This is a genomic window from Leclercia tamurae (genome assembly GCF_025566055.1).
Classification (GTDB): domain Bacteria; phylum Pseudomonadota; class Gammaproteobacteria; order Enterobacterales; family Enterobacteriaceae; genus Enterobacter; species Enterobacter tamurae.
Genome location: NZ_JAMHKS010000067.1, coordinates 19,379 through 33,302 on the forward strand (window position 1 = coordinate 19,379; position 13,924 = coordinate 33,302).

At 47.2% G+C, this 13,924-nt stretch carries 15 protein-coding genes and 1 pseudogene; 8 read left to right on the forward strand and 8 right to left on the reverse strand.

Annotated elements, in window-relative coordinates; translation table 11 throughout:
* Positions 1-27 precede the first annotated feature (27 nt).
* Together M8318_RS05435 and M8318_RS05440 are read left to right on the forward strand one after the other, a co-directional pair.
* Positions 28-1,425, forward strand: coding sequence for a glycoside-pentoside-hexuronide (GPH):cation symporter (locus tag M8318_RS05435; RefSeq protein WP_262661260.1), 1,398 nt, complete (start codon positions 28-30; stop codon positions 1,423-1,425).
* A 10-nt stretch (positions 1,426-1,435) separates the two neighbouring features.
* Entirely contained in the window at positions 1,436-2,386 is a 951-nt protein-coding gene (locus tag M8318_RS05440) for a glycoside hydrolase family 43 protein (protein ID WP_262661261.1), read from the forward strand.
* Positions 2,387-2,404: 18 nt separating this feature from the next.
* Here M8318_RS05440 and ampE read toward each other — a convergent pair whose 3' ends face one another.
* Together ampE and ampD are read right to left on the reverse strand one after the other, a co-directional pair.
* Positions 2,405-3,259 carry a beta-lactamase regulator AmpE gene (ampE, locus tag M8318_RS05445; RefSeq protein ID WP_262661262.1) on the reverse strand — a complete coding sequence of 285 codons (855 nt, stop codon included), beginning with the start codon at positions 3,257-3,259 and terminating at the stop codon, positions 2,405-2,407.
* Entirely contained in the window at positions 3,256-3,819 is a 564-nt protein-coding gene (ampD, locus tag M8318_RS05450) for a 1,6-anhydro-N-acetylmuramyl-L-alanine amidase AmpD (RefSeq protein WP_106994255.1), read from the reverse strand. The genes ampE and ampD overlap by 4 nt, the downstream gene beginning before the upstream one ends.
* Positions 3,820-3,906: 87 nt before the next feature.
* Between ampD and nadC the strand changes: the two genes are divergently transcribed.
* The 3 genes and pseudogenes from nadC to M8318_RS05465 all read left to right on the forward strand — a co-directional run.
* Positions 3,907-4,800, forward strand: a complete 894-nt coding sequence (gene nadC / locus M8318_RS05455; RefSeq protein ID WP_262661263.1) for a carboxylating nicotinate-nucleotide diphosphorylase — start codon at positions 3,907-3,909, stop codon at positions 4,798-4,800.
* 184 nt (positions 4,801-4,984) lie between these two features.
* A complete protein-coding gene (gene ppdD / locus M8318_RS05460) occupies positions 4,985-5,437 on the forward strand; it encodes a prepilin peptidase-dependent pilin (RefSeq protein WP_262661265.1) in 453 nt (150 codons plus the stop codon).
* Positions 5,434-6,378: pseudogene (locus M8318_RS05465) on the forward strand (ATPase, T2SS/T4P/T4SS family); the annotation flags it as partial. The gene ppdD and the pseudogene M8318_RS05465, both read left to right, overlap by 4 nt.
* A 37-nt stretch (positions 6,379-6,415) precedes the next feature.
* On the opposite strand, the gene M8318_RS05470 reads toward M8318_RS05465, so the two are convergent.
* The 3 genes from M8318_RS05470 to M8318_RS05480 form a co-directional block, all read right to left on the reverse strand.
* Positions 6,416-6,760, reverse strand: a complete 345-nt coding sequence (locus tag M8318_RS05470) for a hypothetical protein (protein WP_073970875.1) — start codon at positions 6,758-6,760, stop codon at positions 6,416-6,418.
* A 167-nt stretch (positions 6,761-6,927) separates the two neighbouring features.
* Positions 6,928-7,206 (reverse strand): hypothetical protein, encoded by a 279-nt coding sequence (locus tag M8318_RS05475; RefSeq protein WP_262661267.1) that lies wholly within the window; start codon positions 7,204-7,206, stop codon positions 6,928-6,930.
* Complete coding sequence (locus tag M8318_RS05480) at positions 7,206-7,778, reverse strand: hypothetical protein (RefSeq protein WP_262661269.1); 573 nt, start codon at positions 7,776-7,778, stop codon at positions 7,206-7,208. Before M8318_RS05480 ends, M8318_RS05475 begins: the two co-directional genes overlap by 1 nt.
* Before the next feature lie 905 nt (positions 7,779-8,683).
* Between M8318_RS05480 and M8318_RS05485 the strand changes: the two genes are divergently transcribed.
* A complete protein-coding gene (locus M8318_RS05485; protein ID WP_004848053.1) occupies positions 8,684-9,013 on the forward strand; it encodes a hypothetical protein in 330 nt (109 codons plus the stop codon).
* Between the two features lie 2 nt (positions 9,014-9,015).
* Positions 9,016-10,020 (forward strand): Shedu immune nuclease family protein, encoded by a 1,005-nt coding sequence (locus M8318_RS05490; protein ID WP_262661270.1) that lies wholly within the window; start codon positions 9,016-9,018, stop codon positions 10,018-10,020.
* 111 nt (positions 10,021-10,131) lie between these two features.
* Here the strand turns inward: M8318_RS05490 and M8318_RS05495 are convergent, their stop codons facing one another.
* The 3 genes from M8318_RS05495 to M8318_RS05505 form a co-directional block, all read right to left on the reverse strand.
* Complete coding sequence (locus M8318_RS05495) at positions 10,132-10,275, reverse strand: hypothetical protein (RefSeq protein ID WP_165602920.1); 144 nt, start codon at positions 10,273-10,275, stop codon at positions 10,132-10,134.
* 122 nt (positions 10,276-10,397) lie between these two features.
* On the reverse strand, positions 10,398-10,982 hold the full coding sequence (locus M8318_RS05500; RefSeq protein WP_047363346.1) for a hypothetical protein: 585 nt from the start codon (positions 10,980-10,982) through the stop codon (positions 10,398-10,400).
* A 910-nt stretch (positions 10,983-11,892) separates the two neighbouring features.
* The gene (locus tag M8318_RS05505) at positions 11,893-12,447 is read right to left on the reverse strand and encodes a recombinase family protein (protein ID WP_063933507.1); all 555 of its coding nucleotides are present in this window, start codon (positions 12,445-12,447) and stop codon (positions 11,893-11,895) included.
* A gap of 460 nt (positions 12,448-12,907) precedes the next feature.
* Here M8318_RS05505 and M8318_RS05510 point away from each other — a divergent pair, with 460 nt between their 5' ends.
* The gene (locus M8318_RS05510; RefSeq protein ID WP_063933509.1) at positions 12,908-13,831 is read left to right on the forward strand and encodes a hypothetical protein; all 924 of its coding nucleotides are present in this window, start codon (positions 12,908-12,910) and stop codon (positions 13,829-13,831) included.
* Positions 13,832-13,924: the final 93 nt, after the last annotated feature.

The following is a 13,924-nucleotide window of genomic DNA, read 5'->3' on the forward strand; positions in this document are numbered from 1 at the left end:
CTCCATACCGAACTCGGAGAATCGTCGATGGATAACAATAAACTTTCAGTAAAAGAAAAGATCGGCTATGGAATGGGGGATGCCGGATGCAACATCATCTTTGGCGCCATCATGCTGTTTGTGAACTATTTTTATACGGATATCTTCGGTCTGGCCCCGGCGCTGGTGGGGGTGCTGCTGCTCTCCGTGCGCGTCATTGATGCCATTACCGACCCGATTATGGGCGCCATTGCCGATCGTACCCGCAGTAAGTATGGGCGATTTCGTCCATGGCTGTTATGGATCGCCTTCCCCTATGCGCTGTTCAGTATCCTGATGTTCACCACCCCGGACTGGACCTACAACAGCAAAGTTATCTATGCCTTTGTTACCTACTTCCTGCTCTCTCTGACCTATACGGCGATCAATATCCCCTACTGCTCGCTGGGTGGCGTGATCACTAACGATCCCAAAGAGCGCGTGGCCTGTCAGTCCTACCGCTTCGTGATGGTCGGTATCGCCACGCTGCTGCTGTCGCTGACCCTGCTGCCGATGGCTGACTGGTTCGGCGGCGAAGACAAAGCCAAAGGCTACCAGATGGCGATGACCGTGCTGGCGCTGATTGGTACCTGTATGTTCCTGTTCAGCTTCTCCACCGTGCGCGAGCGTGTGCGCCCGGCGGTACAAACCCATGACGAGCTGAAAAACGATCTTAAAGACGTGTGGAAGAACGACCAGTGGGTCCGTATTCTGCTCCTGACCCTGTGTAACGTCTGCCCGGGCTTTATCCGCATGGCGGCAACCATGTACTACGTCACCTGGGTTATGGGTCAGAGCACCCACTTCGCTACCCTGTTTATCAGCCTGGGCGTGGTGGGCATGATGCTTGGCAGCGTGCTGGCAAAAGTGCTGACCGACCGCTGGTGTAAGCTGAAGGTCTTCTTCTGGACCAACATCGTGCTGGCGCTCTTCTCCACCGCCTTCTACTTCTTCGATCCGAAAGCCACCGTGACCATTGTGGTGCTCTACTTCCTGCTGAACATCCTGCACCAGATCCCGTCTCCGCTGCACTGGTCGCTGATGGCCGACGTGGACGACTACGGCGAATGGAAAACCGGGAAACGTATCACCGGGATCAGCTTCTCCGGCAACATCTTCTTCCTCAAGCTGGGCCTGGCGATTGCCGGGGCGATGGTGGGCTTCCTGCTCTCCTGGTACGGTTATGATGCGGGTGCTAAAGCGCAAAGCGCGGACGCCATCAACGGGATCGTCCTGCTCTTTACCGTCATCCCTGGCGTCGGGTACCTCGTTACCGCTGGCGTGGTCCGTCTGCTGAAAGTCGATCGCGAAACCATGAAGCAGATTCAGGAAGACCTGGAAAAACGCCGGAACAACTATCGCGAGCTGAATGATTTTCAGGAACTCAAAGCCGCTGAGACTAAATAAGGAAAGCCGAATGCAAACCTGGCCAAACCCGTTTATTGAACAACGCGCTGACCCGTACATTCTTCATCATGAAGGGCAATACTACTTTATTGCCTCGGTGCCGGAATATGACCGGCTGGCGATCCGCCGTGCCGACACGCTGGAGGGGCTGCGCAGTGCCGATGAAGTGGTGGTCTGGCGCAAACCGGCCACCGGCCCGATGAGTCAGCTGATCTGGGCCCCGGAGCTGCACTGCATTGACGGCAACTGGTACATCTATTTTGCCGCCACGCACACCCAGGCGCTGGATAAACTCGGGATGTTCCAGCACCGGATGTTTGTGCTCGAATGTACCGACAGCGATCCCCTGACAGGAGAGTGGACGGAAAAAGGGCAAGTTAAAACGCCCTTCGATACCTTTGCGTTAGACGCCACCACTTTTATTCATCAGGGGAAACGCTGGTATCTCTGGGCGCAAAAAGCCCCGGATATCACCGGTAACTCGAATCTGTATCTGTGCGAGATGGAGAACCCCTGGACCTTAAAAGGCGAGCCGGTGATGCTCAGCAAACCAGAGTATGACTGGGAGTGCCGCGGGTTCTGGGTCAACGAAGGTCCGGCAGTGTTGTTCCACGGCGAGCGATTGTTTATCAGCTACTCCGCCAGCGCCACGGATGAAAACTACTGCATGGGGCTGCTGTGGATCGACCTCAATGCCGATCCTCAGAACCCGGAAAACTGGCATAAATCACCGCAGCCGGTATTCACCACCAGCTACGAGAACCGTCAGTACGGGCCGGGACACAACAGCTTTACCCAAACGCAGGACGGCGAAGATGTGCTGATTTACCATGCACGCAACTACACCGAAATCGAGGGCGATCCGCTCTACGATCCGAACCGCCACACCCGCCTGAAGTTGGTTCGCTGGAATGAAAACGGGATGCCTGATTTTGGCATCCCGTCAGCGGATACAGTGTAAGCCTTGCGGCACGCTGGTTTAGATCAGCGTGCCGTAAATGGTCAGCAGCGCCACAATTACCACCACCACAAACGACGTTTTCTTGGCCATTGAGACGGCCGCTTTCGGCGTTTCGATCTTATCGGTGTGCGGCTCACGTGCCAGCGAGAACTGCGCCAGACGCGTTAACACCAGATACTGCGAGGTATGACGATCCCCCAGCGAGGCGAACCAGGCCGGCAGAGCCTTCTCACCATGCCCGATCAACGCATACACCACGCCGAACAACCGCACCGGCAGCCAGTCCAGCACGTGCAGAATGGCGTCGATCCCGGATTGCAACCGCTCGTGCGGGGTCAGGTAGCGCGCCAGCCAGCTCTGCCAGGCGCGTAAAAACGCATAGCCCATCATCAGGACCGGGCCCCACGCACCGCCCACCACAAACCAGAACAACGGTGCCAGATAGAAGCGGAAGTTAATCCACAGCAGCGCATTCTGCAGCTCGCGTAAAAACTCACGTTCATCGCACTCCGGCGGGACGCCGTGGATCAGGGTCAACTCGCTGGCCATCGCCCCACGGGCATGGGCATCGTTATTTGTTGCCGCCTTCAGATAAGCATGGTAGTGCAGACGCACCTTGCCCGCGCCAATACAGAGCACGCCGAGCAGGATCCACACCACCAGCAGCGGCACATTAAAGAACAGGCCATACAGCGAACGCAGCAGCAGGAACACCACCAGCATCACCCCCGCCGTCATCAGCAGGGTGCGGATCAGGGAAAAATGGCGGATGCGACGAAACAGCACTTCCATCCGGTGATCCAGATGCCAGTGCTCGCCCAGCTTGAACAAACGCTCAGCAATCATCACCAGCAGCATGGTAAATAACGTCATGTCATCTCCTTTTCTGACAGGGCGGTAAGCAGTGTGTTGAATCGTTGCCAGTCAAACGCCGGGCCGGGGTCGGTCTTGCGCTGCGGCGCAATATCGCTGTGTCCGGTCACGTTGCGGGCGATAGCCGGGTAGAGGCTGATAAGCGTGCGCGTCACCGCGGCCAGCTGCTGATACTGCGCATCGGTGTAAGGCAGCGTATCCGTGCCTTCCAGCTCGATGCCAATAGAAAAATCATTGCAGCGTTCACGCCCCTGATACTGAGAAACGCCTGCATGCCAGGCACGTTTATCAAAGGGAACATACTGGACGATTTCACCGTCACGGCGAATCAGACAATGGGCAGAAACGCGCAGGTGAGCGATCTCCGCGAAAAAGGGGTGAGCATCGGGATCGATTGTCCCGGTGAATAGCGCGTCAATCCACGGACCGCCAAACTCGCCAGGCGGCAGGCTGATGTTATGCACCACCAGCAGCGACGGGATCTCATCCTCGGGGCGGCAATCGTGGTGTGGCGAAGGAACACGCCGTGCCTCTGCCAGCCAGCCATGTTCTGAGTGCATGCAGGATCTCCTTATATATGGTGCTGATTCCCGGTTCAGAGTAGCATGTTTCAATCTTATGATTCGTTACCAATTTGGAGTTTTAACATGCCGCCTCGCCGCTACAACCCCGACCACAGACGTAACGTACTGCTGGAACGTATTAATCTCGATATTCCGGTAAGCGTCGCCAATGCGTTGCGCGAAGATCTGGGTGGAGACGTCAACGCTGACAACGACATTACCGCCCAGCTGCTGGCGAAAGATGCCCGTTCCCATGCGGTGGTGATCACCCGTGAGGACGGTGTGTTCTGTGGTAAACGTTGGGTGGAAGAGGTCTTTATCCAGCTGGCCGGGGACGGCGTTAAGGTGACGTGGCATGTTGAAGATGGCGATAACATCACAGCTAACCAGCCTTTATTTGAACTTGAGGGCGCATCACGCGTTCTGTTGACCGGTGAGCGCACCGCGCTGAACTTTGTCCAGACGCTCTCCGGCGTCGCCAGCGAAGCACGCCGCTATGTCGATCTGCTGGAAGGCACAACGACCCAGTTGCTGGATACCCGCAAAACGCTGCCGGGCCTGCGTACCGCCCTGAAATATGCCGTGCTGTGCGGCGGCGGCGCCAACCACCGTCTGGGATTATCCGATGCGTTCCTGATTAAAGAGAACCACATTATCGCCTCGGGCTCCGTTCGCCAGGCCGTGGAAAAAGCCTTCTGGCTGCACCCGGATGTGCCGGTCGAAGTGGAAGTGGAGAATCTGCAGGAGCTGGACGATGCGCTGAAAGCGGGTGCAGACATCATCATGCTGGATAACTTCACGACTGAGCAGATGCGCGAGGCCGTCAAACGCACTAACGGCCAGGCCCGCCTTGAGGTCTCTGGCAACGTGACGCACGAAACCTTACGTGAGTTCGCCGAAACCGGCGTCGATTTCATCTCCGTTGGCGCGCTGACCAAACACATTCGCGCCCTCGACCTGTCGATGCGCTTTCGCTAAGTGACAGAGAGCCCGGTCTGCACTGGCCGGGCAAGCCCGATTTACGACCCGCCCCGCAAATCCGCTGCACTGTTCTGTAACGTCCGCACATCCCGCTGAACCTTGCTTCACGAATCGATTTTTGCCCCTCGCCCCCGGTCGGTTCCGCTGCCACAGTAGCGTGCGTCAACTTAAGGAGCGACCCATGGAAAGACAAAAAGGATTTACCCTCATCGAGTTAATGGTGGTCATCGGTATCGTCGCCATTCTCAGCGCGATCGGCATTCCGGCTTACCAGAACTACCTGCGTAAAGCCGCTCTCACCGACATGCTGCAAACCTTTATGCCCTACCGTACCGCCGTCGAACTCTGCGCCCTCGATCATGGCGGAACTGAGAGCTGCGACGCAGGCGTCAACGGCATCCCCTCCCCGGCAACCAGCCGCTATGTCTCCGGGATGAGTATCGCCAAAGGTGCCGTCACCCTTACCGGCCAGGAGAGTCTGAATGGTCTCGAGGTAGTAATGACCCCGCAGTGGGATAATGGCAACGGCATCACCGGCTGGAAGCGACTCTGCACCGTGGGCGAGGACAGCGCGCTGAAGCAGGCCTGCGAAGAGGTGTTCCGCTTTACGGCTGAGCAGGAGAGTGGGCAATGAAGCCTGAACAGTTAACGGCGCTGTGTCGGCGTCATCACGCCCTGCTGCTGACCAGCGACCCGGACAGGATCAATATTGCGGTGGTCGGCAACCCGCCGACCGAACTGCTGGAGGCGTTACGTTTCGCGACGCAGAAAAGAATCGATATTGAATGCTGGACCGCCGAGCGCATGGAAAAGCAGCAGCAAACCACGTCGGAGGCACATCTGCCCGTGGTCAATACCTCGACGCGTTCCGCCACCGACCTTCTAAACCACACCCTGACTCACGCCCTGAGCCAGCGCGCGTCGGATATTCATATCGAGCCCACCGACGAGAGCTGGCAGATCCGCTTGCGCATTGATGGCGTGCTCTATCCGCAGCCGCCGCTCTCAGCCGAACTGGGCACAACGCTGATCGCCCGGCTGAAGGTGCTGGGTAATCTGGACATCGCCGAACGTCGCTTACCCCAGGACGGGCAATTTACCGTCGAGCTTTCGGGATCGCCCGTCTCGTTTCGTATCGCCACGCTCCCCTGTCGCAACGGTGAGAAAATCGTGCTACGGCTTCTGCAGCAGGAGCAACAGGCGCTGCGGCTCGAACAGCTTGGGATGAGCGAAAACCAGCAGCGGCTCTTCGCCAGCGCGCTGCACAAATCCCAGGGGCTGATTCTGGTCACCGGCCCCACCGGCAGCGGCAAAACCGTCACGCTTTATAGCGCATTGCAGGCCAGGAACACGCCCGAAGTAAACATCTGCAGCGTGGAAGATCCGGTCGAAATCCCGCTGGCGGGGCTCAATCAGACCCCCATTAATCCCCGGGCGGGATTAACCTTCCAAAGCGTATTGCGGGCGTTTTTACGCCAGGATCCCGACATCATCATGGTGGGCGAAATTCGCGATGGCGAAACGGCGGAGATCGCCATCAACGCCGCCCAGACCGGCCATCTGGTGCTAATTACAACTCTCTAATAACTTACTTTGATTTGTATCGCGGGTATTAAGCGGCTTCGAGGATATGGGACAGGGCAATCATTCGGATTCGTTCTTGTGTGTAACCTGCCAAACGGTACTTTTTCACCAATTCGTAGCCAACACGGTCAAGGCTCTCTAAAGCAGCTTCAGACAGCTTCACAATGATGTTATTTCGGTTGTCTCCACCTTCAGAGTGAAACGGCGCTCTAGCTGCTGAAGCGGCTACACGTACAATCTGCGGCTTTGGTTTAGGCGGCTGTCTACGTGTCTTTGAGCAATCAACACAGCGACCGGATGAAATGTATCTAACCGTTGAGCCACAATGAATACATGGCTTATCAGGTGTATTAACCGTGGTTGTATTAGACATTAGTTAGTAACCCCTCTAAATATTCTTTGATTCGGGCTTGCTGGCAACGTGTTGAACCATCGTTTGAACGTCTGACTAATTTACTCATTAGTTGAGGGTGAATCTTACCAACCAGATTATGACCAACAATTAGACGTTTTTCAGAGTCATAATAATTAATCGGTGCGTTAATCGAATCTTGCATTACCAGCCCCGCTTACCATCTGTTTAATAGCCTCTTTCAAGGCTGTATCTCTTTGCTGTTCAATTGTTGGCTTAGGCTTCACCTTGTAAGTAGTGACCGCTTTAGCTGGCTTCACAGTTGGTTTAGGCTTATTACCTGAAGCAAGCAGCTTATAAGTTGATTCACTGATTTCTGTTTGACCGTTAAAAAATTTAAATTCCATTGAGTCAGTAAGATGATTATATCTGCCACGTTTGGACAGCCCTTTCATTGGAATACTCATTACTCTCTCCCTTCAGAGTCAGTTACAATCACGTTTAAATAGCTTTCAAATGATTTAATTGAATCCAGAGCTTTACGGGCTTCAATCACAATCTTGTTTCGCTGGTGGATTGCCTCAGCAGCTTTCACTTTCAAACGTTCAATCATCTTATCAATAGTTAATTCAGCTTCAGCGGTTGCCTTTTCATTAATTCCCTGAAGGGGATTATCTTTAGCGTTCTTTGGCATACGAATAAAGGTGACCATCCCAACAGATACACGGTGAACCATGTACCCCCGCTCAGCCATTGACTGGATAACTTGCTGCTGGTTCGTTGGGTAAACCTGAACAACTTTAAAACCGTGACGCTCTGAAGGGTTAGCCAGGTATTCGGTGACTTTCTGATTAATCAGCACTGAGCGGGATTCTACAGTATCCTGATATTCAGACTCAGCTTTACTCATGCGGTCAGTGGCCTGTTGAACCTTTTGGAAATACAGCTTTTCAATGTGCTGTTTCTGTTCGAACGGTAACAGGTGGCTGATACTTGCAACGGGTGATTCAATTTTTACAGCTTGATTTAAAGTAGTCATTTAAATTTACTCTTAGTCTGGTTTGCTTAGATTTCAGAAAGCATAAAACCGCATCCAGCCAACTTAATGTTACGGGACACGGTTCAATGTTTTCAAATTAGGTTGTTCATCTTCTCAAGAGGAATTCCCGTCACTCATTCGGGATGGATGCCTAAGAAGATAAACAGAAGGAAACTGAAGAGCCAGAAATAATCGGTGATTGATGAATAGTGAATATCTCTAACTCATATAACCATTGTCACATGAAATCACTTATTGTCAACGGTTATTTATTAATTCTTTCGCAGATTGCTTTGATGAGTAATAAGCGGGTAGATTTTGTCATCATTTTTTTAATATGATACTGCTTGTTGGGGGTTAGATTTAGTAAATCACCAATCTTTCTTAATTCTACATTGATAGTGTGACAGGTTTTTCTTGTAACTTTGTAGTATGTCTTCATTCATAAATGAATCCCTTTCTAAGACAAATAAAAAAAAAGGCCACTCATTAGAGCAGCCCTTTACATTGCTATCTCAAATACCTCTTGAACGACCTGTACCAGTTGATTTTGAGATTTAGCAAACCAGATAAAACAATTATCTCATGGGAATAGCATTCTGTAAAACCCAAACAGAAACGTAAATCACGACCCTTATTACTTTTTTGTTTCGTTTGAAACTCGTTTGAACTTCGCTCAAAAAGTTGAGAGCCCCTCATTACATAAATCCTAACAAAATGATTTGTAAGGGCTTATCCACATGAAGGCATTCAGTTAACAACAAGTATGCGTTATGTTACGCGTGATATTGTTAGAAATAAATTGACACATCCTGTCAAAAACTGCTATCACAATCACGTACAAAAAGTACGTTCAAATGACAGACAAACCGAAACAATGTAGCACCCATATAAGGATTGTTATTATGAGTTTACAGGTTTTGAGAGATTCAGTTCAAAGACGCAAACCAATCTCATTTCATTACAACAAGCCAGGAAAAACACCGGGCGAGAGAATTGGAAACGTTCATGCAATCTTCATAATGAGAAAAAAAGATGGCACCGAATCCACTAAATTGCACATTGTCCAGACATCCGGCGTAACAGACAGCGAGCCTGATTTCCCTGAGTTCAGAATGTTTGATATAGAGTCTCTATCAAATATCACAATTCTCGAAGGTGAACCCCAATTCCCAATTAATGATAAATATAACCCTGAGTACGACGGCTATAAGAATGTAATTGCTAAGGTTTAAAAATGAGCCTGAACCACTCTTTCCTCATAGGCTCAGATGAATCAAGTGAGCTGATGCTAAACATTTCTGGTCTTGATGCTAACGCTAAAGAAGTGGATTCCTTATGTGCCAATTTCTTTGCACACTGTGCCAAGACCGGCACACCCAAATTCACATGTAAGCTGACAATACAAAATCTTCAAAATCTCTATAGCCATCTATCCAGCTATAGCATGGTATGTGATAGCACTTCATCAAAGACTGGAAGATTCATTGAGGTCAGAGATAATTATAATGAGATAATCAGCATTCTTGAACACGCTGATAATAACTCATTAGTTATGGCCTTGCAGCACCTTGTAAGCAGTAAGTTAACCAACAATGACATCAATACAATATTAGGGAGAAAGGAATCTCTCGATACCTATGAAAAAATGCTCACTGAGCCTGATAGTTATAAGGAGGCAGACTGGCAACGTTTTTTTGAAACCAATGAATGGATTTTTGGTTATGGCTTAAAGTATAAATTCCTAAAAATTCTTCAAAGAGAGGCTCACATATCAAGAACTGATTTAAACGGCGGAAATGATGTAATTGCTGATTTTCTTATATCTGACTCAAGATTCACCAAGATTGTGGAATTAAAAACACCAACAACAAAACTTTTCACTAAGCGACAAGGGCGCTCTGATACATGGTTCTTATCCAGTGAATTAACCGACGCTGTTAGTCAGATATTGGCGCAAAAGGCAAATTGGGAGATTGAATCTCAGTCTAGAAATTACACTACAGATGGTGAACTTATACATGAAGATACATTTGATACAGAATGCATTTTAATTATAGGTTCATTATCTTCAATTGAGGGTAATGAGCGAGAAAAACTAATTAAAAGAAAAACCCTCGAACTTTATAGGAGAAACTTAAAAAATATAGATATCTTGTTTTATGATGAGTTGCTTGAGAGGTCGCGCTACATTGTCAGGAGTGCTGAAGTAATAGAAGATAAGCTTCTCTCAGCATTGTAGATGTACTTGTAAGAAAGAAGGATAGCATTATAATAAATAAAAATATTTTTCGTGGTGTTTCGAGCAATGCCATGAGTATGATATTTTCTCAGCATACCGAAACACTTTCTTTCAAATAACATTAATGTGTTTCACATATGACTTTAGAATCATACTTTCCAGAGTCTTTCTGATGGTTTCTCCAGCATTAACCGCTTTCAATTTCACCAGTTGATTATCTGTCTTTTTAATTCGTACTGCTTTTGTCTTATTCATTTAAATTACTCCTTTTAGAATCAGGGTGATAACTTGTGGAATGCTTACTTCAAAGTGTTTAGCCAGTGCCTTTAATTGCTGATAAGCTGGTTCACCGATATGTGTTAGTGTATGGTTCATTATTATGCTGCCTTTTGAATGTGTAAATCAAGGATATCTTCTAATTCTCTATCAGAATCGAATTCATCGCTTTCATAGTCGCAATTAAACATTACCTGAATTTCGCCTTTATCATGGCAATGCTCAATCATTGTGATTGCTAACTGTAATGCCTGTGTAATATCATTGCACCAGCTTTTACTAAAACCTGTTTCATCCTCTACAGCGGCTGCTGTAATAACGCATAATCGCTTCATTAAATTGAAACAGAAAGATGGGGATAGTTTATCTGGACAACTATTAACGCAACCTGTGAATACATCCTCAACTTTTGAAGGAAGGTTACTTACTGAGTCTTTATCAATAAAATATTGCTGAAGTGTATTCTCCATAGCCTTACGGGGTTTTCCTCTTCTGCGGTAAGGTTTATTGCTTGCGGGTAATGGGTTATTGAAGCTGGTGTAACCTAATTCGATGAGGGTGTTTTTAAGAGATTCGCGGTATTTGGGAGTATCTATTAAATCGTGGTCATCCGAGAAGAAGCCTTTACCTGTGATTGGCTTTCCAGCCGGAGTCTTGACTCCATTGAATACTTTAGCTTTGTACATTACATAGTGGATACCTCAATTCGTTATCTAATAAAACATAGTAACCTAAATTTAACATTTAGTCAACATTGTTAACAATTTGCAACAGGCGCTTTTAGATTTCAGCCAATGAAAAACCCCTTATAAATCAATAATATTGAAGTCCGGTATATATAACTGGAAGGATATTATTCAGGCGCTTGGAAAAGGTTACTTTTCAGAGGCTGTGTATGCAGGGCTGGTATAGGGTGTTTGCGGTAGGTTCTCCCGCCCAAAGGGGGAACCGTTGAACCGCGTTAAAAGGGGGTTGTACAGATTGATTGAAAAGGAATTTTAAGAGGGCTAACGCCCTGAATCACCATGATTTATTTACATCAACCGATTGTAATTGATTGTTTTTTATGCTACCCTAAAAACCTCTTAACAGATTCTTTTTGTTCTTTGTTTTTCATCTTCTTGTCTCTGAGTATCTTTTAAGAGTTCTTTAAAGAAGCCCTTCTAACCTCACCTTGCTTCGCTCATCGGTGATTCTGGTTACACCTTGCAGCCTTGACAGTAAATCACATCGGGATCCGTGAAAGAGGCTTTAAAGCTGGTGGATGAATTTTCACAAATATTATTTTTCTAAAAAATTTCCAGACCTATTTTTATTTCAGCTTTACCAGAAACTTTCAGCATATCTAGAGCAACTTTGAAGATTTTGGATAGTCTGAATCTCTCTGCTTAGTAGCGCCCTTTTCAAAGATTCCATACCAATGGCAAAAAATGAACATATCTGAGCCTGTACAGCGTTCTAAGCGATTATTTAATGATGGCAACCCTAACCTATAGCTTAATTTAAAGGCCGCTTAGAATGCGTTATAGGGATCCTGATAAACGTCAGATATAAAAAAGCCCCAACGAAGGGGCATTGTGAATCACTATCTAATTGTTACTTGTTCAGTCGATAGAAAGTTGCCTTACTAATCTTTAACTCATCCTGTACCTGCTTTGGTGACATTCCCTGTGAAAGAAGTTCCCGAACCTGTTCTGACGTTGCTTTAATCGGTCTTCCACAGTGAACACCTTCAGATTGAGCACGTTTAATCCCTGCTGTTCTGCGCTCTGCTATCAAGTCTTTCTCTAAAGAAGCCAATCCAGCCATCATAGTGAGCATAGCCTTACCCACTGGTGTAGACAGGTCGAACCCTTCACGCAAGCTGATAACCTTTACGCCCTTAGCTTGAAGAGTCTCAACTGTTGAGAGTACATCAATAGTGTTACGGCCTAAGCGGTCAATCCCGATGACAATCAGTGTGTCACCTTCACGGACATAGTTCAGCAGGTCACCGAATCCTTTACGCTCTGTAGCCTTAATGCCACCTGATACAGCCTCATCAGAGAACCACTTGCCAACCTGATAACCAGCCTCATTGATTTGTTTCTTCTGGTTCTCAATAGTCTGGTCAGAAGTTGATACACGGACATAGGCGATTACAGATGACATTATGGTGATTCCCTGAAAGTTGTCTCAAAACCTAGTCTCAAAATAATACCTGTATCAAAACTTAAAATCAACCTTTTGAGACAAACTAATCACACCTTTAGAGACCCTTTTCAGCAGTATCAAAACCACTTCCTTTTGAGACAACCCAAACCATTGAAACAGGTTATATAAATACTGATTCTTATCTCTTTAAGGAACTAAAACAGTTAATAGGCTGTAGCTATTGAAAGTGCTGATGTTGATAGGGATTATGACGCTATTCGAAGAGACTGTTTTTTACTGTTAATTTAGCCATCTAAACGGCTATTGTTAAGCATTCACAAGTCATTGAAGGGGTCACTATGGAAATTTCAGAAATCGAAAAGGAAATCTGGCTAACCATAGCGCCTTATTAACTGTCTCAATGACGACCTTTTCAGTAAGATAATAAGGACTATGCAGCAAAGGAGATTCAAGGGAAATGAAAGAAACCATTTATAACCTATTCTGCTTTTGTCCTGATGGAGTTCACATCACACATTGCGGAATCGTTGCTCATGAACGAGATGGTGACGATAATCAAAAGCTGGAATTTTTAAGTAAGCAGTTAGACACTGATTTAGCTTCTTGTAGGTCATTCCATGACATTCACCCTTCAGTACTCGATGATGACAAAAAACTGACACTTACAAGGTACAACACAAACTTGAGAGTGGGTAATAGCTACGCCCCCTTTGAGTTGGCTCTTGAGGCTGTTAAAGCCCCTGCTAACCCCTTACTGATTGTTACACCAGTTGTTCAGGGTAAGTTACAATATCATATTAAGCATCCGGTAGATGAACAATTAAGGAATGAACACACCCCTAACTATCATATTGAGGGGGTTCTTGACATTCCAGACTACCTTAATAAGTATTTAACGGGAGGTAAATTCCATCTCAAAAAGCTGATTAATGATGACCACATGGAGCCTGTGAAGCTTCTCTTTAATCAAAAACATTATATATCGAGCTTTAAGCTACTTGTTTCATTAATTGATACCATTGCGTACCTTGAATATGGTGACGTGAAAAGGAACTTCCAACAATGGCTCGATACCTATTCAGAAATCAGCAAGTTAGACATTACATCTGATGAAGTCTATCAATTGAGAAACTCTTTATTGCACATGACCAACCTCAACTCCAGAGATGTTCTGAAGAAAAAGCATCGACGCCTGAGCATTGCCATTTGCAAAAAAGGTCATCCGACTCAGTATCATGATGAAATTGTATATTTCAACTTTACAGACTTTTTATTCATCTTTGATGAAGCTGTTGATAGATGGGTTGGTAGCTACAAAGATAGTAAAAAGCAGTTAACTTTGATTGAAAGATATGATGAAGTATTGAGAGATAACTTTTAAACAGTGAAAAGAGGGGGCGCAGCCCCTATTATTTCAATAAAACCTGTAGCGTGTTATTAATTAGCGGGCTCTTTACACACGGGTAGAGCTATC

What these genes read in the sequence shown, in the direction of transcription:
- M8318_RS05470 (WP_073970875.1), bottom strand. Translation starts at nt 6,760, where the DNA reads ATGTCTAATACAACCACGGTTAATACACCTGATAAGCCATGTATTCAT.
- nadC (WP_262661263.1), top strand. Translation starts at nt 3,907, where the DNA reads ATGCCGCCTCGCCGCTACAACCCCGACCACAGACGTAACGTACTGCTG.
- M8318_RS05440 (WP_262661261.1), top strand. Translation starts at nt 1,436, where the DNA reads ATGCAAACCTGGCCAAACCCGTTTATTGAACAACGCGCTGACCCGTAC.
- M8318_RS05505 (WP_063933507.1), bottom strand. Translation starts at nt 12,447, where the DNA reads ATGTCATCTGTAATCGCCTATGTCCGTGTATCAACTTCTGACCAGACT.
- M8318_RS05485 (WP_004848053.1), top strand. Translation starts at nt 8,684, where the DNA reads ATGAGTTTACAGGTTTTGAGAGATTCAGTTCAAAGACGCAAACCAATC.
- M8318_RS05495 (WP_165602920.1), bottom strand. Translation starts at nt 10,275, where the DNA reads ATGAATAAGACAAAAGCAGTACGAATTAAAAAGACAGATAATCAACTG.
- M8318_RS05490 (WP_262661270.1), top strand. Translation starts at nt 9,016, where the DNA reads ATGAGCCTGAACCACTCTTTCCTCATAGGCTCAGATGAATCAAGTGAG.
- M8318_RS05510 (WP_063933509.1), top strand. Translation starts at nt 12,908, where the DNA reads ATGAAAGAAACCATTTATAACCTATTCTGCTTTTGTCCTGATGGAGTT.
- M8318_RS05475 (WP_262661267.1), bottom strand. Translation starts at nt 7,206, where the DNA reads ATGAGTATTCCAATGAAAGGGCTGTCCAAACGTGGCAGATATAATCAT.
- M8318_RS05480 (WP_262661269.1), bottom strand. Translation starts at nt 7,778, where the DNA reads ATGACTACTTTAAATCAAGCTGTAAAAATTGAATCACCCGTTGCAAGT.
- ampD (WP_106994255.1), bottom strand. Translation starts at nt 3,819, where the DNA reads ATGCACTCAGAACATGGCTGGCTGGCAGAGGCACGGCGTGTTCCTTCG.
- M8318_RS05435 (WP_262661260.1), top strand. Translation starts at nt 28, where the DNA reads ATGGATAACAATAAACTTTCAGTAAAAGAAAAGATCGGCTATGGAATG.
- M8318_RS05500 (WP_047363346.1), bottom strand. Translation starts at nt 10,982, where the DNA reads ATGTACAAAGCTAAAGTATTCAATGGAGTCAAGACTCCGGCTGGAAAG.
- ppdD (WP_262661265.1), top strand. Translation starts at nt 4,985, where the DNA reads ATGGAAAGACAAAAAGGATTTACCCTCATCGAGTTAATGGTGGTCATC.
- ampE (WP_262661262.1), bottom strand. Translation starts at nt 3,259, where the DNA reads ATGACGTTATTTACCATGCTGCTGGTGATGATTGCTGAGCGTTTGTTC.